Below are 18,600 nucleotides of genomic sequence, written 5' to 3' on the forward strand. Positions count from 1 at the left end.
GGTCTCGCTGACTGGGATTAAGTTACACACACCCCAACACAAACACAAACCCGCAGGTAACTGCGGGTAAATGCTTAGTCGTTAACACGCTCAACACGAGCGCCAAGCCTATTGAGGTTCTCAACAAACTCCGGGTAGCCGCGGTCGATGTGGTGCACATCGTGAACTGTGGTGACGCCGTCTGCCACAAGACCAGCCAAAACTAGACCGGCACCTGCACGGATGTCCGAAGACCACACGTCGGTTGATGACAGGCTTTCCACGCCTCGGATCATTACGTGATGGCCGTCGACGTTGGCGTCGGCACCAAGGCGCATCATTTCGTCGACAAAGCGGAAGCGTGCTTCGAAGACATTCTCAGTAATGACGGAAACGCCGTCTGCCACTGCAGACAGGGCGATCGCCATCGGCTGGAGGTCAGTTGGGAAGCCCGGGAACGGCAGCGTCTGATAGTCGACGGCTTTCGGGCGTTGACGCATTTGCACGCGGAAGCCGTTGTCGTAGGTCTCCACCTCGGCACCCGAGAGCTTCAACTTGGCCAATGCGAGGTGCAGGTGACCAGGCGCGACGCCGGTAACGGTGACATCACCCTGCGTCATGGCCGCGGCATATGCCCACGTGCCAGCGACGATGCGATCGCCGATCACCGTCCGTTCAGTGGGGTGTAGTTTCTCCACACCGTCGACGGTGATACAGGATGTGCCGGCGCCAGTGATATTCGCGCCCATTGCGTTGAGCATGTCGCAAAGATCGACGATCTCGGGTTCACGGGCGGCGTTATCCAGGGTCGTACGACCTTCCGCAAGCACTGCTGCCGTGACAATGTTTTCGGTAGCGCCGACCGACGGGAAGTCGAGCTCGATTGCGGCGCCGCGGAGCTTCTCAGCACGTGCAACAACCGCGCCGTGTTCGATATGGGTCGTCGCACCGAGCTTTTCCAACCCTGATTGATGCATGTCCAGAGGGCGCGAACCGATGGCGTCGCCCCCTGGGAGCGCAACGTACGCCTCAGTACACCTTGCGACGAGAGGCCCCAGCACCGCCACAGAAGCGCGGAACTGTCGGACCGCGTCAAAGTCGGCATGTGGGGACAGTTCAGCGGGTGTTGTGATGCGTACGACATCGCCTTCAATCTCCACTTCACAACCAAGGCCGACGAGGACGTCGCCCATGAGCGGGACGTCGAGAATCTCAGGGCAGTTGCGAAGTGTCGTCGTGCCCTCGGTCAGCAGCGCTGCTGCCATAAGTTTGAGGACACTGTTTTTCGCACCCCCGACGTGCACTAGGCCTTCGAGTCGCGTTCCACCTGTGACCAAAAAACGTTCTTTCACGTCCACAACAGTACCGAACTCTGCGGGGCGCTCCAGAACGTCAAGGGTTAGGGAAGCGCGCCAATACGGCGTGCCGCGTTCACCGCTTCATAGCGGGTGTGAGCACCAAGCTTGCGCATCACGCTTCGCAGGTAGGACTTCACCGTCTCAGCACCGATCCCCATCTCTTCGGCCGCTTCAACGTTGGTGTGACCCAGCGCCACACAGGACAGCACGTCAAGCTCGCGGGCGGAGAGCTTCGTGGTCTGCTTCACGCGCACTGGGGAAACCAGCTGCTCGCAAAGCTGCTCAAGTTCCTTGCGCAGGTCTTCGTCGTCGACACGATTGGTCAACATGCGCAGCTTCGAGTGGGTGGAGCGCACCTGCTCCCATTCGGCACCGCTCATCTGACGGCCGCCCTTGGCGCCTGCACGGTCGCCAGCCCCGTCGCCTGAGCGCAGGGCTGCATTGACTGCCAGTTCTTGCTCGAGGCAACGCGCAGTCATCGTGACTTCCTCAATGACCTTTTCGCCGAGGCGAACCGGCGAGTGAACACCGACGTAGAGGACGCCACGTACCTCACGGTTAACAATGACGGGCACAGCCACGATCGAGTGCAGTCCTTCGTCCTGGATCTGCTTGTCGTACTCGTGGGAAATCGTGTTTGCACGTGTGTAGTCGGAAACACCCGCGGCGCGGCGAGTGTTCACCACACGACCACCGACACCGGTGCCGGCATCGAGCGTGAGGTTCTGCAGCGCAGGGGTTCGCAGTCCGATCCACTGGGTGATCTGCAGTCGGTTGTCCGCGATGAGTGTTCCGTACATGGCGACGGGGATGCCCGTCGTGGTCTTCAACGCGGTGAGTGCCGCACGGATCGCATCGTCGTCGTCTTTGATGCGCTGCGCGTCCATCGTCATACCTGTTTGCCTTCCACGAACCGGGGTCACCCGTTTGGGCTCACCCGGAGTTGAACTTGGCCGAAAATCTTCACCATCATAACGCGCGAACGGGGGTAGCAAAATTTAGCCCCGCCGATATGGAGCCACAGGAAAGTCGAGCCCAATCGGGCAAGTCGCAATTTCAAACCCTCCCCCGTACCTATCGGTTCAGTAGATCTATACCGTCCTGTCTAGCGTGGCGTGTATGCTGTCTGGCAGCAACTCCAACAATCAACGTGTTTAAAGGAGCATCATGGCGAAGATTGCAAAGAACGTCCTCGACCTCATCGGCGGCACCCCGCTCGTGGAGCTGCAGGGCATCACCGAGAACTCGAAGGCTCGAGTTCTTGCGAAGCTCGAGTTTTATAACCCTGCGAACTCGGTCAAGGACCGCATCGGCAAGGCAATCGTCGAGGCTGCCGAGGCCTCCTGCGAGCTGAAGCCTGGCGGCACCATCGTCGAGGCAACCTCCGGCAACACCGGTATCGCACTCGCTCTCGCGGGTGCAGCGAAGGGCTACAAGGTCATCCTGACCATGCCGGAGACGATGTCCACCGAGCGTCGCGTGCTGCTGCGCGCGTACGGTGCGGAGATCGTGCTTACCCCGGGTGCCGCTGGCATGAAGGGTGCTGTGGAGAAGGCGAACGAGCTCGTCGAGAAGAACGAGGGCGCTATCCTGGCCCGTCAGTTTGAGAACGAAGCAAACCCGAAGATCCACTACGCCACCACCGGCCCGGAGATCTGGAACGACACTGACGGCGAGGTTGACTTCATCGTCGCTGGCGTTGGTACCGGTGGCACGATTTCGGGCGCTGGCAAGTACCTCAAGGAGCAGAAGGCTGATGTGAAGGCCGTCGCGGTTGAGCCGGCTGCTTCCCCGCTGCTGTCCAAGGGCGAGGCTGGCCCGCACAAGATCCAGGGCCTCGGCGCAAACTTTGTACCGGGCACGCTGGACCGTACGGTTGTCGACGAGATCATCGCTGTCAGCAACGAGGATGCCGTGTCTACTTCTCGCGAACTGGCTGTCAAGGATGCGATCCTCGGCGGCATCTCTGCCGGCGCGAACGTGAAGGCCGCTCTCGAGCTGGCTGCTCGTGAAGAGAACGCGGGCAAGACCATCGTTGTGATCATCCCGGACTTCGGCGAGCGCTATGTCTCCACGATCCTTTACGAGGACATTCGCGACTAATCTGCTTATCGACGACTCCCCTCCCCGCCACCACACCATCGCTGGCAGGGAGGGGAATTTTTATTGTCGGCCCAAATGAACAGGTTGGTACACTGCACGCCATGCTTTCTATGGCCAAATCTGTGGTGTCGACCATCCGCGAAGATCTAGCCAACGCCCGCGATCATGATCCTGCGGCGCGAGGCGATGTTGAGAACGCTGTTGTCTATTCCGGGTTGCATGCCATTTGGATGCACCGTGTCTGCCACGTCATGTGGAAGCGCGGCTGGAAGGGCGCGGCACGTATTTTGGCGCAGGCCAATCGTTTCCTTACCGGTATTGAGATTCACCCGGGCGCGACGATTGGGCGCAAGTTTTTCATCGATCACGGTATGGGGATCGTGATTGGGGAGACCGCGGAGATCGGTGACAACGTCATGCTCTACCACGGCGTGACGTTGGGTGGTCAGGTGCTTACGCAAACGAAGCGTCACCCGACGGTGTGCGACAACGTCACTATTGGCGCTGGCGCGAAGGTGCTCGGCCCCGTGGTTATCGGTGAGGGTTCCGCTGTCGGCGCGAATGCGGTTGTGACGAAGGATGTGCCGCCCCATTCGATTGCCGTGGGGATTCCGGCGAAGATTCGCCCCCGGAAGACGGATGAGCGGGCGCGTTTGGTGGACCCGGACTGCTACGTCAACAAGGGCGACTACATCATTTAGTCTTCGGCCGCGACGAGGTCGGCGTATTCGGGGTTGCTTTCGATGTAGCGCTCAACCGCCGGGCAGGTGGGGGTAACCAGCATGCCGTCGGCGCGGGCGTCGTCGAGCGCGTATTTCATCAGAGGCTTGGACAGGCCTTGTCCGCGGAACTTCGGATCCACCACGGTGTGTGGCAGGTCCCGGACACCGTCTTGGTCAGTGTAGGTGGCGTAGCCCGCGACCTCGTCGCCGACGAGGATTTCGTACTGGCCTTCTGCCTCGTTCTTGCGCACAGTGCTTTCAGGTGTTGCAGACATGGGCCCGACTATAGCGCGAAACGCCCCTTCCGCATTATTGCGAAAGAGGCGTTTCTGATGTGGCCAGAGCCAGGATCGAACTGGCGACCCCACACTTTTCAGGCGTGTGCTCTACCAACTGAGCTATCTGGCCAGAACCGAATGGTTCTGCGACCCTGACGGGACTTGAACCCGCGACCTCCGCCGTGACAGGGCGGCGCGCTAACCAACTGCGCCACAGGGCCAATATGTTGTTATTTCGCACTCACTTCAGTGTGTTCACACTGTCGCTTGCACGAGTTGATACATTACACAGACCTCACCATGGCAGACAAATCGCCTGCTCAATCACTATTTCAGGGCGTTGCTTTGCGACGATCGCGTGCACGGCATCGTCGCAAAGCAAAACGCCCCGAGGAAAACCTCGGGGCGTTATGGCGACCCTGACGGGACTTGAACCCGCGACCTCCGCCGTGACAGGGCGGCGCGCTAACCAACTGCGCCACAGGGCCGTACCCCCAACGGGATTCGAACCCGTGTTGCCGCCGTGAAAGGGCGGAGTCCTAGGCCTCTAGACGATGGGGGCGCTGAAAAGACAGCCCGCTCATCATAAGCTAGGTACGCCATTTCCTCCAAATAGCCTGCTAGCCCGGCAAAATGAGCAGACTGAATGCCATCACAATCATGCCGACAATCATCCCGTAAATTGCGGTGTGGTGTTTGCCGGTTTGGATGGCTGTGGGCAGCAGTTTGTCCAGGCTGACGAAGACCATGATGCCGGCGATTGCAGCGAACGTGATGCCGAGCGACTGCGGCCCCAGGAACGGCTGGAGAAGCAAATACCCCACGATGGCACCCAACGGCTCCGCTAGGCCCGACAGGGTGGCCCACCAGGCGGCTTTGCGGCGGGATCCGGTGGCCTCCCGCAGAGGAACCGCGACCGCGATGCCTTCCGGGATGTTGTGGATCGCAATCGCCACCGCGAGAGGGATAGCAAGGGCTGGATCCGCGAGCGCTACGGCAAACGTGGCAAACCCTTCCGGGAAGTTGTGGATGGCAATGGCAACGGCACTGAGGACACCCACGTTGCGTAACTGTGCTTTACTGACCCCACTTTCCGAGGGTTCTTCGTGGGGGTTGATCTCTTCGGGCACGAGGCGGTCGATAAGCGCGATCAGCCCGATTCCCGCGAAGAAGGCGACGGTGCCCCAGAGTTCCGCACGAGGGCTGCCTGCTTCAGCGAGCCCCTCGATTCCTTGAGGCAGCAGCTCGACAAACGAGATGTAGACCATCACACCGGCCGAGAACCCAAGCGCCCCAGCGAGAAAACCCGCGCCCGGAGCACGTTTCAGGGCGACGATCAGCCCGCCGAAGCCAGTGGATAGCCCGGCCAACAACGAGATCCCCAAGGTGATGCCGACGGCTGTGGGCGTGGCGGTACTGATATCCATACGCGCAGGTTAGCTGGTTCCGCTTTGTGGCACTCGCAAACCCATCAACCCGGCACAGAAGGGGGCCCAAGAACGCGAAAAGCCCCGGCGTTAGCCGGGGCTCACGGTGGGCCCTGTGGGGATCGAACCCACGACCTGCGGATTAAAAGTCCGTAGCTCTACCAACTGAGCTAAAGGCCCGCGGGGGCTAAGTGTAGCCCCCATGTGCGCGCGTGCGGTAATCGCCCTGCACGCGCGCCGGAAGGAGGTTTTAGTTCTCCTTCAGCATGGTGCCAGTCTCCTGGATGCGGGTGTGGAAGTCGAAGGCGTGGCGCAGGTCGTGCGGGGTTGCCTGGTACTTGCACTTCGCGGCGAGCTCGACGTACTCCTCCAGCAGCGGACGGTACTGCGGGTGGGCGATGGAGATCATCTTTGCCACACGATCACGCGGGGCGAGGCCACGCAGGTCGGCGACACCGTACTCGGTGATGAAGACCATGGCGTCGTGCTCGGTGTGGTCGACGTGGGAAACCATCGGCACGATTGCGGAGATGGCGCCATCCTTGGCCACGGACGGGGAGATGAACGAGGAAATGTAGGCGTTGCGGGTGAAGTCGCCAGAGCCGCCCAGGGCGTTCATCAGGCGGGAGCCGTTGATGTGGGTGGAGTTGGCGTTGCCGTAGATGTCCGCCTCGATCATGCCGTTGGAGGCGATCAGGCCGGTGCGGCGGATGACCTCCGGGTGGTTGGAGATGGACTGCGGGCGCAGGATGATGGACTCGCGGTAGCGGGATGCCTCGTTGTTCATCTTCTCTGCGTACTCGGGCGACAGGGAGAAGGAGGTTGCGGAGGCGACGGTCATCTTGCCGGCGTCAATCAGGTCGACCATGCCGTCCTGGATGACCTCGGTGTAGGCCTGGATGTTCTCAAACTTGGAGTCCATCAGGCCTGCCATCACGGCGTTCGGGACGTTGCCCACGCCGGACTGCATAACGTAGCCGTCGTAGGTGAGGCGGCCGGCCTTGACTTCGTTCTCCAGGAAGTCGAGGAAGTTGCCTGCGATCTGCTCGGAGACCTCGTCCGGTGCCTTGAACGGTGCATTGCGGTCAGCGTCGTTGGTCTCGATGACTGCGACGACCTTCTCCGGGTCGATCTCGATGTAGGTCTTGCCGATACGGTCGCCGGCCTTGGTGATCGGGATCGGGATACGGTTCGGCAGCGGCGGCACGAGCCAGATGTCGTGCATGCCCTCGAGCTCCTCGGACTGCCAGGAGTTGACCTCGATGATGATCTTCTTGGCTGCGTTGAGGAACTCCACGGAGTTACCAACAGAGGAAGACGGGACGATGTTGCCCTCTTCGGTGATGCGCACTGCCTCGACGATGGCGAGGTCAACGTCACCGAAGAAGCCCTGCTCGACCATCATGCCGGAGTGGGACAGGTGAATGTCCTGGAACTTCATCTCGCCAGCGTTGATCTTGTTACGCATGGTCGGGTCAGACTGGTACGGCATGCGGTAACGCAGCGCGCCTGCCTCAGCGAGGACGCCGTCGCACTCCGGTGCCGTGGAGGCGCCGGTGTACAAGTCGATGGAGAAGTCCTGCCCCTTCGCATGGGCGGCCTTTGCCTTCTCTGCAATTGCGGCCGGCATGGCCTTCGGGTAGCCCGCACCGGTGAAGCCGGAAGTACCAACCTTGTCGCCGTGGTTGACAAACTGGACGGCCTCTTCGGCGGTCATGACCTTGTCACGCAACTTGGCGGAAGCAATACGATCGCTCATGTGATCTCCCTCAATCCTGTTAAATCCGTTCAGGTAACACCCCCACCATATTGTGACCCATCACTCATTGCCATGAGGGTGTGTGGTCTCGTCGCAAAGCAAATGCTTATCGACGCCCAAATCACCCCCGAACGGGCGTAGCAACCACGATTGGACGGGGCGACAACGGGCGTGAACAATAGGCAGAACTATGACTACCGCAGCCCCCGCCTTAACTATCGGCGGCATCGATCTGAACTCCCCCGTCATCCTCGCGCCGATGGCCGGGGTGACCAACATGCCGTTTCGTGTACTGTGCCGGGAGATCGAGGAGGAACTCACCGGCACATCCTCGGGGCTGTACGTCTGCGAAATGATCACAGCGCGTGCGATGGTGGCTCGCAACGAGAAGACGATGCACATGACCACCTTCGCGGATGTGGAAACGCCGCGGTCGATGCAGCTGTACACGGTGGACCCCAAGTTCACGTATGAAGCTGTGCGGATGATCGTCGAGGAAGATATCGCCGATCACGTGGATATGAACTTCGGCTGCCCAGTGCCGAAGGTCACGCGCAAGGGCGGAGGCTGTGCGATCCCATACAAGCGGCGTCTGTACGGCAACATCGTCAGCGCCGCGGTGCGCGCTGCGGAAGGCTCCGGCATTCCAATTACGGTGAAGTTCCGCATCGGCATTGACGCAGACCACCACACGCACCTGGATGCCGGACGCATTGCTGCCGAATCGGGTGCCGCCGCCGTTGCCCTGCACGCCCGCACTGGTGCGGAGCGTTACTCGGGCGCGGCGCACTGGGACGAAATCGGCCGCCTTGTGGAGCACATGGACGGTACCGGTGTGCCCGTGATTGGCAACGGTGACATCTTCGCCGCCGACGATGCGGCGAAAATGATGGAGCAAACCGGCTGCCACGGCGTGGAGGTCGGCCGCGGCTGCCTTGGGCGCCCGTGGCTGTTCGCGCAACTGGGCGCGCAGTTGCGCGGCGAGGAGATCCCGCCGGAGCCGACCCTGGGCAAGGTAGCCAGCATCATCTACCGCCACGCAGAGCTGTTGGCAGAGCACGACGGTGAGCACCACGCGTGCCGCGACATCCGCAAGCACACCGGCTGGTACATGCGAGGTTTCCCGGTTGGCGGCGAGTTCCGCAAGTCGCTCGCCCAAGTGACGTCTCTTGCGGGGTTGAAGGAGCGCCTCGCCCCCATCGCGGATTCTGAGGAGATGGCAGAACACGCAGACGACGCGCGCGGCCGCCAAGGTTCAGCCGGCAAGATCGCCTTGCCGGAGGGCTGGTTGGACGATCCAGAGGACGACACCGTCCCTGAGGGCGCAGAAATTGAGAATAACGGTGGCTAACTGCGAGCGCGTAGCATGAAACGCATGCTGAGAGCCGCCTACCGAGAGACTCTGGAGGCCTTCAACCAGGACCTCATGACCATGTGCGACACGGTGCGCACCATCATGGAGCACGCGTCGAAGGGCCTTCTTGAGCAGTCACTCGATGACGCCGAAACGGCCCTGACCCTGATCGACGAACTCAAAGAAATCGGCGAACGGTGTGAGGAGCGAAGCATGCGCTTGCTCGCACTGCAGAACCCTGTGGCGACTGACCTGCGTCAGGTGCTGGCTGCGATCCACCTAGTGGAATATTTCGAACGCATGGGTTCGCTCGCCCGCAACATTGCTGTCCTGGTGCGCCAGCGCCACCCCGCGTCGGTGTATCCGCCGCCGCTGCACGGCTACGTCGAGGAAATGACCCGGTTGGTGGCTGCGATGGGTGCCACCACCCGAGCATTGTTGGATGATCCGGATCCGGATGTGGCAGTTGAGCTGCACACTATCGACGAGGGCGTCGACGACATGCGCGCGTTCTTAAGCACGTTGGTCTCCGACCGGGAGTGGGAATACTCCACTCGCGAGGCCGTAGACCTGTCGATGATTTCGCGCTACTACGAGCGCTACGCAGACCGCTGCGTAGATATTGCCGGCCAGATGGTGTTTCTGGTCACCGGCCTGAGGCCTGAGGCGTACTTGCGCCAGCGGGACGAACCTGATTACGAGAATCTGGAGAAGTTCGCCACCATCGAGCGCAAGTTCCGCAAGCCTTAGCCGAAGCGGCCGGAGATGTAGTCTTCGGTTTCCTTCTGCTCCGGGTTTTCGAAGATGGTGGTGGTGTCGTTGAACTCCACCAGGTGGCCTGGGCGGCCGGTGGCTTCGAGCGAGAAGAACGCGGTCTTGTCGGACACGCGGGCTGCCTGCTGCATGTTGTGGGTCACGATGACAATCGTGTACTGGTCCTTCAGCTCGTGGATGAGATCCTCCACTGCAAGGGTGGAGATGGGGTCGAGGGCCGAGCAGGGCTCGTCCATAAGCAGCACCTCAGGACGCACCGCGATCGCACGAGCGATGCACAGGCGCTGCTGCTGACCACCGGAGAGGCCGCCACCCGGCTTGTCCAAACGGTCTTTCACTTCGTCCCACAGGTTCGCGCCGCGCAGGGACTGCTCCGCGACTTCCTTGAGCTTCTTCTTGTCCTTCTCCCCTGCCAGGCGCAGGCCGGCGACGACGTTGTCTTCGATGGACATCGTCGGAAACGGGTTTGCCTTCTGGAACACCATGCCGATGGTGTTGCGCACGGCGACCGGGTCGACGTTCTTGCCGTAGATGTCGTGGCCATCGAGAAGAATCTCGCCCTTGACGGAGGCGCCGGGGATGACTTCGTGCATGCGGTTGATCGTGCGCAGCACGGTGGACTTACCGCAGCCGGACGGGCCGATGAATGCGGTGACCGACTTGGCGGGGATTTCCATGTTGACGTTCTGCACGGCGTGGAAGTCGCCGTAGTAGATGTTGACGTCGTTGAGTTCGAGCTTGGTGGACATCTGTGAGTTCTCCTGACTGGGGACGCGGGCGGGTGGTTACTTCTTGACCGAGAAGCGCTTCGCGATGAAGCGTGCGAGCAGATTCAACGTGACAACGAGGATGACAAGCGTCAGTGCTGCGCCCCAGAGTCGGTCGTTGGCTGGGCCGGTGGCGCCGGACTTCCACATGTCCAGCATGAACAGCGGCAGCGAGGACTGTGGTTTGTCAAACATGTCAAACCAGTTAATTGCCGGGGTGGAGCCGACGAGGATGAGTACCGGCGCGGATTCGCCCATCACGCGGGCGATTGCCAGCATGATGCCGGTGACAATGCCGGACAGTGCGGTCGGCAGCACGATGCGCACGATGGTCTTCCACTTCGGCACACCAAGTGCGTAGGAAGCTTCGCGCAGGTCCATCGGCACAACGCGCAGCATCTCTTCGGTGTTACGCACAACGACCGGCACCATGAGCAGGATCAGTGCGAGGGAGACAGCGAAACCGGAGCGCTGCTGGCCCAGGATGGTGATCCACAGGGCGTAGACGAACAGTGCTGCAACAATCGACGGCACACCGGAAAGGATGTCCACCATGAAGGTGGTGAGCCTGCCCAGGCGGTTTCCGTTGGAGTATTCAACCAGGTAGATCGCGGTGAATACACCGATCGGGATGGAGATCAGCGACGCGATCAGAGTTTGCATGAGCGTACCGATGATCGCGTGCAGCGCACCGCCGCCCTCCTTGGACGCGCGGACACCGACCATGTCGGAGGTCCACCACGCCGGATCCACGATGACGTGCCAGCCGCGGGACACCACGGTAAACAGCAGCCACAGCAGCGGGACGAGGGCGAGGAACATGCAGAACCACATGAGTCCACCCATGATGGAGTTTGTGGTTTTGCGGCCTGCGGCAATGTCGATGAATGGGTTTTCGGGGCGGGCTGTCTCAGCCGGTTTGGATACTGCAGTAGACATGTTTCGCTCCGCTCCTTATTTCTTGTTGACGATCGCACGCGCGATCGAGTTGACGACGAAGGTCAGCAGGAACAGCACCAGACCTGCTGCGATGTAGGCGCCGGCGGAGACCGGGTTGTTGAACTCGGCTGCGGCGTTGGCGATGGCGGTTGCGAAGGTGGTGCCGCCGTCGAAAAGCGAACCGCGGAAATCGTTCGCCGGCGCAACCGCCATGTACAGCGCCATGGTCTCGCCCAGCGCACGGCCAAGGCCGAGCATGGAGCCGGCGATGAAGCCGGACAGGCCGAACGGGATGACGGTCATGCGGATGACCTCCCAGCGCGTTGCGCCGAGGGCAAGTGCGGACTCGATCTGTCCCGGAGGGGTCTGTACGAAGATCTCGCGGGCGGTTGCCGCGATGATCGGAAGGATCATGATGGCGAGCACGATGCCACCGGTCATGACGTTGCGGGCCGTGGAGAACGGCGGGGAGTTTTGGTAGGTGGCGAACAGGAAGAAATCGCCACCCCAGCCGTTGACCCACTCGTAGAACTTGCCCAACTTCGGACCAAGCACCTGAGCGCCCCACAGGCCGTAAACGATCGACGGCACGGCTGCGAGCATGTCCACCAGGGTGCCCAGCGGGCGCACGAGGCGCTGCGGGCAGTAGTTGGACAAGAACAGTGCAACACCGAGGGCGACCGGCATCGCGATGATCAGCGCGATGATGGAGATGGTCACCGTGGAGAAGAACAGGTTCGGAATACCGAACTGCATCGCGTCCAGGTCTGCGGTCTGCCACGGGCCACCGTAGGTGAAGAAGCCGAGCACGCCGCCGTCGTTACGCATCAGCGGCGGCAGCGCCTGCGCGAGCAGGAAGATACCAATGGCAGCAACGAGAACGGTGATCAGCGTTGCAGATGCTGTGGAGAAGATTTCGAAGAACCGGTCTCCGGGGCGCTTCACGCGTCCGGAGTTCCGTGCGGTGCGTTCCGCTACCGCAACGTCATTGTCAGCCATGTGCTCGGATCCTTGAGATAAATGGAGAGAAACAGGGGTGGTCTACAGCAATCAACCCCCGATGTCACTGTGTTCAGTCGGGGGTCGTTCGCTAGTTGGCCTTACTGGATGGCGTTGATCGCCTCGCGCAGACGCTCAGCGTGTGCGCCGGTGACCGGGATGAAGCCCTCAGCCTCGAGCTCTGCATCCTGGTGGTCGAGGGCGATGTTGAGGAAGTCCTTGACCATCTTGGAGGTTGCCTCGTCGTAGCCGGCGGAGCAGACGATCTCGTAGGTGGTCAGCACCAGCGGGTAAGCGCCGGCGGTGTCGGTGGAGAACAGGGCGTCAGCGTCGACGACCATGTTGTGGCCCTCGGTCTTGAAGGACAGGTTGTCCAGGGTCTTCGCCACGGACTCGTTGGTCAGCTCGACCGGGCCGTTGCCGAAGTCGATGTTGGCCTTCTTGTCAGCAAAGCCGGCCTCGACGTAGGTGATGGAACCTTCGGTAGCGGAGACTTCCTGTGCCACACCGGAGGAGCCGTTGGCGCCGGTGCCCACTGCGTTCGGGAACGCCTTGCCGGAGGACTCCCACTTGCCGTCGGAGGCAGCTGCGAGGAACTTCTGGAAGTTGTCGGAGGTGCCGGACTCGTCGGAGCGGTAGAAGACGTTGATCGGGGTGTCCGGCAGTTCAACGCCCGGGTTAGCCTCGGCGATCTTCGGGTCGTTCCAGGTCTTGATGACACCCTGGAAGATCTCGACGATGTTGTCCACGGTGAGGTTGAGCTCGTCGACACCCTCAAGGTTGTAGGCGATAGCAACCGGGCCGATGACGAACGGCAGGTGCCAAGCCTCGTTGCCGCCACATCGCTGTGCAGCAGCCTCAACCTGGTCGTCCTTCAGCGGCGAGTCAGAACCTGCGAAGACAGCCTGGTTGGCAATGAAGTTCTTCTGGCCTGCGCCCGAGCCGGACGGGGTGTAGGCGATGGAAGCGCCCGGAACCTCTGCGGAGTAGACGGAGGCGAAGTAGTCGATGGCGTTCTGCTGGGAGGATGCGCCCTCAGCGAGGATGTCACCCTGCTGGCCGTAGAGCTCGTAGTCGCCCTTTTCGGCCGTTGCGGTGGATTCCGCTTCGGTACCTGCTGCACCTTCGGTGTCGTCGGAGCCGCCGCAAGCGACGAGGGTGGCGGAGGAGGCTGCTACGACGCCGATGACTGCGGCGGTGCGCTTGAAGTTACGAATCACGGGGAACCTTTCAGGTATTTAACTGTTCGGTCCGGAACACCAGGCAGATGTCCGATCACTTACGACACAAAACGTAGACAGCGCCGGTTAATCCCTGGTTGCTGATTGGGTGAACTATTGGTGAACTCGTAAAATCCTGGCTAACACCGCAGGTCAGTCTCTATTTTTTGGAGGTCGGTTTGTAGACCACGTGGCGCTCGCGAGTAGCGAAGCCGAGCTGGCGGTATCGCTTTACCGCCGGCTCGTTGTCGCCTTCGACATAGAGGATGACCTGCGAGGATCCGCACTCCGCGAGGTAGTTCAGTCCGGCCTGAATCAGCGGTCCCCCCATTCCCTCCCCCCGGTGCTTCGAGGAGAGGCCGACGACATAGATTTCGCCGGTGCCATCCGGGTGTCGTTTGGTCCAGTGGAAGCCCGCAATCTCATCGCCGGCGACCAGGAACCACACGCCGTCGGCGTCGAACCAGTCGGTGTCCATCGCCCGGTGCAGCTGCGCGATGTCCCAGCCGCCTTGTTCGGGGTGCCAGGAGAACGCGTCGTTGTTCACCTCGAGCCACTGCTTATCGACGACCTCACGCCCCCACCGCGACACCAACTCCGGGTACTGCACGAGCTCGTAACCCTTGCGCACTTCCGCCTTCATGTCAGCATCCAGCGCAGTCCCCATGACCAGCAGTTCTCGCACTGGCTCCATCCCGAGGTCGCGTGCCAGAGCCTGTGCTGCGGGCAGGTCACCATGGGCCCAGAAGCCAGCGTCGGCGTTGCGCTCCAGCACTCTCTGGACCAGCGCGCGGCCGTAGCCGTGGCGGCGGTGCTCTGGGTGGACGGCCAGTTCGGTGGAGCCGTCTTCAGCGATGCCGGCAACCGCAACGGTCTTATCGCCGGTTTTGGCGATGAGGTGGGTGTGGTTGAGGGTGTCGTCGAAAAGCCCGCGCTCGAACGCCTCGGAGAACGCGGCGACGCCGTCTTCGGATTGGGCGGCATCCAGAATGGGGCGGACGAGGGTTTCCGGCAGGGTGGCGCTTACGATGTCGACAGTCATGTCTTAGAGGGTACGTCGGAGGGCGGAAACGATGCGGGCACGTGTGAAAGCGGCTGTCGCCGTGGCGGCGGCGCTGGCTGTGTTGGCTGGCGCTGACACGGTCGTGGCCGCGAACGTGGAACGCACCGTCGCCCAACCCGGCATCCAGGCGTCCGTGGGTGGTTTCCCGTACACGGCGTCGCTGCTCACCGGCAACGTCTCACGTGTGAGCGTGGAACACCTCGATGCCGCCGTCGATGGGCCAGGCGTAGCGACGACCGGCGTAGACGTGTTCGACCTCGCCCTCGACAACCCACGCGAAGCGCTTTCGGGCGAGTTCGAATCGGGCACCGCACGCCTTGTGCGCCGCCGGGTGCGCCTCGACGGCGTCGGGTTCGGCACCCTGCTCGGCATCACGGACCTGGACATCGCGAACCCATACGACATCTCCCCCGCAGGCGGGGCCGCAAGCGAGGCCCGGCTCACCGGCACGGTTCCGGGTACAGAAGACCCGGTGACGGTCGTGGTTACGCTGCGTCTGATCGACGGCATCTTCCAGATGCGCCCCAGCAAACTTATCGACGACACCTCCCCCGAAACCCAGGCCGCGTTCACCCTCGATCTAGACACCCGCACCCTGCCGTTGGACGGGCCAGCGGACCGAGTGCAGTTGCGCGGCGGTTCGATTGAGTTCTCGCGCGACCGCATCAACACCGCATTTGACCCGGCGGACCTCAACCCCATGGGACAAGCAGCTACCCTTGGACACCATGAGTGAAGAAAAGAACGTAGAAAACACCGAGAACACGCCGAAACCGGCCACCTTAAGCGGCAACGACGCCGTCAACCTTGCGTCCGAGCAGTCCAAGTCGACCGCGCACCGCAATATCCCGACGTTCGACTTTGAGGATTTCCCGCTCGAGGACGACACCGCAAACCTGCGCTTCGGCCCGAGCCTGCACGACGGCCTGCTCGCACTCCTGCCGCTGGTTGGCGTGTGGACCGGCTCCGGCCAGGCCAACGACAACGGCGATGAGTACGCCTTCGGCCAGCGCCTTGTTGTCTCCCACGACGGTGAGAATTACCTCCGCTTCGAGTCGCGCATGTGGCGTCTCGACGAGGACGGCAACGCCACCGGCGCCGACCAGCGCGAGGTCGGCTTCTGGCGCATCTCTCTCAAGGACGAAATCGAGGTGACCCTGACCAACTCCCGCGGTTTGGTTGAGATCATGTACGGCGCGCCTGTCAACGAGCGTGCATGGCAGCTCACCAGCGCCTCCACCATCGCAACGGAGACCGGCCCTGAGTCTCACGGCCCGGGCAAGCGCCTCTACGGCCTGATGCCGAACAACAACCTCGGCTGGGTTGACGAGCGCGCCGTCAACGGCGAGATGGTGCCGTACATGTCCGCAGAGTTGAAGCGCATCGCGGGCTAGCGCCGGTTAGCTCAGCGCCGCGGAAATCAGCTCCTTGATCTCGGCTTCATTGTCGGGAGCGGGGAGCTTTTTGCCGTCCAGGCGCTTGACCCGGGTGGCGATGCGCGTCGAGCTCACCAGCCACACCGACTCCGCCTTGAACAGTTCGTTGAGGTAGATGTCCTTCGCCTTGCACTTCCACCCCTGCTCGGCGGCGTATTCAAACAGGGCGGCTTGGGTGGTGCCGGCCAGCACGCCCGGCCCCGGTGCCGGTGTGCGCAACCGCCCGCCCTTCTTCACCATGACCACCGACGAGGTCACCCCCTCGAGCACGCGTCCGGTGTCGGGATCGATGTAGATGACATCGTCCGCGCCTCCGGCTTTCGCCCAACGCAGCGCCGCCATCGACGCCGCATAGTTGAGCGTTTTCGCACCTTCGCGCATCCACGGCGCATCGCCCGTGACGGTGTAGCCGCGCGGGGTAGTGAGTACGGACACGCCGCGTTCGCGTTGTGCCAGGGTGTCGTCGTCAAGCGGGCGTATGGTCAGCCAAGCAGTTGCAACGCCGGTGGTTTCACGGCCGCGTGAGAGCGTCCATACGCACTTCGCATCCACGCCTTCGGTGCCGCCGCGCTCACGGCAATAATCGGCGACCGCCTCCTCGGTGGCGCGCTCCCAGTGGGCCGCGCCCGGCTCCGGCAGATCCATCAGTTCCGCCGACCGGGCGAAGCGCTCGAGATGCTTCTCCAGGTTGAGCGGTTTGCCATCTCGAATGAGGATGCTTTCAAAGATCCCATCGCCGCGCGTGACCACCGCATCGTCCCAGAACACGTGGGGCATGTTGGTGTTTTGGCGGCGTACGGACCCGCCGTACGGTTCGACGAGGTAGATCACGGGCGCAGGCGCGAGCGGTGCAATAGACATAATGCCCCCTATGATAGGCGCCCATGGGTTACGCATCGGTTCTTTTGGCCAAGCCGGGTGCTGCGGAGCTTCCGGGCGATTCGCTTCTCGACGCCACCGGCGTCGCCTGGCACTACGGCGATCCGCTGGGGGAACAACGCAAGGCCACCAGAGATACCGTCGCCGTCGACCGCTCCAACCGCGCCGTCATTGCGGTGTCCGGCCCTGATGCGCCGGGGTTCCTCAACAACCTGCTATCGCAAAAGCTTGACGACGCCACCTCCGGGTTCACCGCCTCCGCCCTCGACCTCAACGCACAGGGGCGCATCCTGCACCACGCCGATATCGCCGTAACCGATGGCGTGTTTTACCTGGACACCCCCTCCTACCAGGCAGAAAGCCTGCTGACCTACCTGCAGCGCATGGTGTTCTGGTCCGAGGTGACCGTGGAGCAAACCGACCTTGCTGTGGTCACGCTGCTCGGCCCCTCCCCTGCGCGGGTTGAGGGCGCCGTGTTCACCCGCGTAATTGATGGCTGGGGTGGGGTATGCCGCACTGACGTCGCTATCCCCCGCGAGCAACTCAACGCGATCGCCGAACAGTTTCCACTGGCCGGTCTGATGGCGTTTACCGCCCTGCGCGTCGCCGCCGGCGAACCGGAGCAGCGCGCCGACCTCGACGAGCGCTCCATCCCCCACGAAGCCCCCTACCTGATCAACCGCGGCGACCACATTGGCGCGGTTCACCTGGAAAAGGGGTGTTACCGCGGGCAGGAAACCGTTGCCCGAGTGGAAAACCTCGGCCGATCCCCGCGCCTGCTGGTCAAACTCCAGCTCGATGGCTCCGCCCCTGAAGAACCAGTGCCCGGTGCGGAGATCACCGCCGGCGGACGAAACGTCGGCCGACTCGGCACCGTCGTACACGATGCCGACGAAGGCCCGGTGGCTCTCGCCCTAGTGAAGCGTTCCGCGTTGGAGGTTCCCCTGGAAATCCAGGGCGCTGCAGCCTCCGTCGACCCCTCCTCGTTGCCACAAGATGAGGGTGAACGTGCGGGCCGCAAAGCTGTTGATCAGCTTCGTCGTGGCGGCATGACGCCAAAATAACCGCAGGTGGGACACCTAAGGGGCATTTTTAAGATACTCAAGCTATAGTGTCCTACAGGAAAATAACGAAGAATCATAAGAGGCCGCCCACACATGGGCCGCCCAGAACCACCTCAAGGGGGTCACGCCATGGGCCGCGGACGCGCAAAAGCCAAGCAGACCAAGGTTGCTCGCCAGCTGAAGTACAACACTCCTGAAATGGATCTCGCCTCGCTCCAACGCGAGCTTGCAGGGAAGACCCCGGGCCGCAGGTGGGATGACGACGACTCCGAGGTGGACGACCAGTACGCCGACTACGCCAACTGGGATGAGGACGACGACCGCTAGTCCACCCTTCACGTAAAAGTGCACCCCGCTCGTGCGGGGTGCTTTTGCGTTGCCTGGGGCCTTCTGCGCTTCTGCTCGACGGTCCTGGCCTGCTGTTTTCCGCTGGTCGTCTAGCTCGGTGTTTGTGGAACCAGACGATGAGCTCCGTATTG

Annotated in this window: 19 protein-coding genes and 5 tRNA genes; 8 read left to right on the plus strand and 16 right to left on the minus strand. The window is 62.1% G+C overall.

What is annotated here, in order from left to right:
* Window positions 1-74: 74 nt before the first annotated feature.
* Window positions 75-1,331 (minus strand): UDP-N-acetylglucosamine 1-carboxyvinyltransferase, encoded by a 1,257-nt coding sequence (murA, locus tag HMPREF3048_RS06470; RefSeq protein WP_070423050.1) that lies wholly within the window; start codon window positions 1,329-1,331, stop codon window positions 75-77.
* Between the two features lie 47 nt (window positions 1,332-1,378).
* On the minus strand, window positions 1,379-2,224 hold the full coding sequence (ramA, locus tag HMPREF3048_RS06475) for an acetate metabolism transcriptional regulator RamA (RefSeq protein WP_070482170.1): 846 nt from the start codon (window positions 2,222-2,224) through the stop codon (window positions 1,379-1,381).
* Window positions 2,225-2,504: 280 nt separating this feature from the next.
* Between ramA and cysK the strand changes: the two genes are divergently transcribed.
* Both cysK and epsC read left to right on the plus strand, forming a co-directional pair.
* Window positions 2,505-3,440, plus strand: coding sequence for a cysteine synthase A (gene cysK, locus HMPREF3048_RS06480; RefSeq protein ID WP_070771608.1), 936 nt, complete (start codon window positions 2,505-2,507; stop codon window positions 3,438-3,440).
* Between the two features lie 110 nt (window positions 3,441-3,550).
* Complete coding sequence (gene epsC, locus HMPREF3048_RS06485; protein ID WP_070423046.1) at window positions 3,551-4,141, plus strand: serine O-acetyltransferase EpsC; 591 nt, start codon at window positions 3,551-3,553, stop codon at window positions 4,139-4,141.
* Here epsC and HMPREF3048_RS06490 read toward each other — a convergent pair.
* The 8 genes from HMPREF3048_RS06490 to HMPREF3048_RS06525 all read right to left on the minus strand — a co-directional run bounded on the left by HMPREF3048_RS06490 (window position 4,138) and on the right by HMPREF3048_RS06525 (window position 7,626).
* On the minus strand, window positions 4,138-4,437 hold the full coding sequence (locus HMPREF3048_RS06490) for a GNAT family N-acetyltransferase (protein WP_070423045.1): 300 nt from the start codon (window positions 4,435-4,437) through the stop codon (window positions 4,138-4,140). The genes epsC and HMPREF3048_RS06490 overlap by 4 nt on opposite strands.
* A gap of 60 nt (window positions 4,438-4,497) precedes the next feature.
* A tRNA-Phe gene (locus HMPREF3048_RS06495) sits at window positions 4,498-4,570 on the minus strand.
* 17 nt (window positions 4,571-4,587) lie between these two features.
* Window positions 4,588-4,661, minus strand: a tRNA-Asp gene (locus tag HMPREF3048_RS06500).
* Window positions 4,662-4,851: 190 nt separating this feature from the next.
* Window positions 4,852-4,928, minus strand: a tRNA-Asp gene (locus HMPREF3048_RS06505).
* Window position 4,929: 1 nt separating this feature from the next.
* A tRNA-Glu gene (locus HMPREF3048_RS06510) sits at window positions 4,930-5,002 on the minus strand.
* A gap of 58 nt (window positions 5,003-5,060) precedes the next feature.
* Complete coding sequence (gene zupT, locus HMPREF3048_RS06515; RefSeq protein ID WP_070771610.1) at window positions 5,061-5,867, minus strand: zinc transporter ZupT; 807 nt, start codon at window positions 5,865-5,867, stop codon at window positions 5,061-5,063.
* A gap of 107 nt (window positions 5,868-5,974) precedes the next feature.
* A tRNA-Lys gene (locus HMPREF3048_RS06520) sits at window positions 5,975-6,047 on the minus strand.
* Window positions 6,048-6,117: 70 nt separating this feature from the next.
* Window positions 6,118-7,626: an acetyl-CoA hydrolase/transferase family protein gene (locus tag HMPREF3048_RS06525; RefSeq protein WP_070423043.1), complete on the minus strand. Its 1,509-nt coding sequence runs from the start codon at window positions 7,624-7,626 to the stop codon at window positions 6,118-6,120.
* A gap of 190 nt (window positions 7,627-7,816) precedes the next feature.
* On the opposite strand from HMPREF3048_RS06525, the gene dusB reads away from it, so the two are divergent.
* Window positions 7,817-8,977, plus strand: a complete 1,161-nt coding sequence (gene dusB / locus HMPREF3048_RS06530) for a tRNA dihydrouridine synthase DusB (RefSeq protein WP_070771613.1) — start codon at window positions 7,817-7,819, stop codon at window positions 8,975-8,977.
* 27 nt (window positions 8,978-9,004) lie between these two features.
* Window positions 9,005-9,730, plus strand: coding sequence for a phosphate signaling complex PhoU family protein (locus tag HMPREF3048_RS06535; RefSeq protein WP_070614156.1), 726 nt, complete (start codon window positions 9,005-9,007; stop codon window positions 9,728-9,730).
* On the opposite strand, the gene pstB is transcribed toward HMPREF3048_RS06535, so the two are convergent.
* From pstB to mshD, 5 genes are all read right to left on the minus strand, one after another.
* Window positions 9,727-10,503 (minus strand): phosphate ABC transporter ATP-binding protein PstB, encoded by a 777-nt coding sequence (pstB, locus tag HMPREF3048_RS06540; RefSeq protein WP_070423041.1) that lies wholly within the window; start codon window positions 10,501-10,503, stop codon window positions 9,727-9,729. The genes HMPREF3048_RS06535 and pstB overlap by 4 nt on opposite strands.
* Window positions 10,504-10,539: 36 nt before the next feature.
* The gene (gene pstA / locus HMPREF3048_RS06545; protein ID WP_070771615.1) at window positions 10,540-11,460 is read right to left on the minus strand and encodes a phosphate ABC transporter permease PstA; all 921 of its coding nucleotides are present in this window, start codon (window positions 11,458-11,460) and stop codon (window positions 10,540-10,542) included.
* A gap of 15 nt (window positions 11,461-11,475) precedes the next feature.
* The gene (pstC, locus tag HMPREF3048_RS06550; RefSeq protein ID WP_083316789.1) at window positions 11,476-12,459 is read right to left on the minus strand and encodes a phosphate ABC transporter permease subunit PstC; all 984 of its coding nucleotides are present in this window, start codon (window positions 12,457-12,459) and stop codon (window positions 11,476-11,478) included.
* Between the two features lie 101 nt (window positions 12,460-12,560).
* The gene (pstS, locus tag HMPREF3048_RS06555; RefSeq protein ID WP_070771617.1) at window positions 12,561-13,679 is read right to left on the minus strand and encodes a phosphate ABC transporter substrate-binding protein PstS; all 1,119 of its coding nucleotides are present in this window, start codon (window positions 13,677-13,679) and stop codon (window positions 12,561-12,563) included.
* A gap of 160 nt (window positions 13,680-13,839) precedes the next feature.
* Window positions 13,840-14,721 (minus strand): mycothiol synthase, encoded by an 882-nt coding sequence (gene mshD, locus HMPREF3048_RS06560; protein ID WP_070771619.1) that lies wholly within the window; start codon window positions 14,719-14,721, stop codon window positions 13,840-13,842.
* A gap of 31 nt (window positions 14,722-14,752) precedes the next feature.
* On the opposite strand from mshD, the gene HMPREF3048_RS06565 reads away from it, so the two are divergent.
* Both HMPREF3048_RS06565 and HMPREF3048_RS06570 read left to right on the plus strand, forming a co-directional pair.
* A complete protein-coding gene (locus HMPREF3048_RS06565; RefSeq protein ID WP_070771622.1) occupies window positions 14,753-15,478 on the plus strand; it encodes an LmeA family phospholipid-binding protein in 726 nt (241 codons plus the stop codon).
* Window positions 15,471-16,136 (plus strand): heme-binding beta-barrel domain-containing protein, encoded by a 666-nt coding sequence (locus HMPREF3048_RS06570; RefSeq protein ID WP_070482164.1) that lies wholly within the window; start codon window positions 15,471-15,473, stop codon window positions 16,134-16,136. The genes HMPREF3048_RS06565 and HMPREF3048_RS06570 overlap by 8 nt, the downstream gene beginning before the upstream one ends.
* Window positions 16,137-16,142: 6 nt before the next feature.
* Here HMPREF3048_RS06570 and HMPREF3048_RS06575 read toward each other — a convergent pair whose 3' ends face one another.
* Window positions 16,143-17,039: an aminodeoxychorismate lyase gene (locus tag HMPREF3048_RS06575; protein ID WP_070771625.1), complete on the minus strand. Its 897-nt coding sequence runs from the start codon at window positions 17,037-17,039 to the stop codon at window positions 16,143-16,145.
* Window positions 17,040-17,062: 23 nt separating this feature from the next.
* Here HMPREF3048_RS06575 and HMPREF3048_RS06580 point away from each other — a divergent pair, with 23 nt between their 5' ends.
* Complete coding sequence (locus tag HMPREF3048_RS06580) at window positions 17,063-18,121, plus strand: CAF17-like 4Fe-4S cluster assembly/insertion protein YgfZ (protein ID WP_070771628.1); 1,059 nt, start codon at window positions 17,063-17,065, stop codon at window positions 18,119-18,121.
* Window positions 18,122-18,250: 129 nt separating this feature from the next.
* Window positions 18,251-18,448: a DUF3073 domain-containing protein gene (locus HMPREF3048_RS06585; protein ID WP_070423032.1), complete on the plus strand. Its 198-nt coding sequence runs from the start codon at window positions 18,251-18,253 to the stop codon at window positions 18,446-18,448.
* Window positions 18,449-18,600 lie beyond the last annotated feature (152 nt).

Source organism: Corynebacterium sp. HMSC075D04 (genome assembly GCF_001815635.1).
In the GTDB taxonomy this organism is placed as follows: Bacteria; Actinomycetota; Actinomycetes; order Mycobacteriales; family Mycobacteriaceae; genus Corynebacterium; species Corynebacterium coyleae.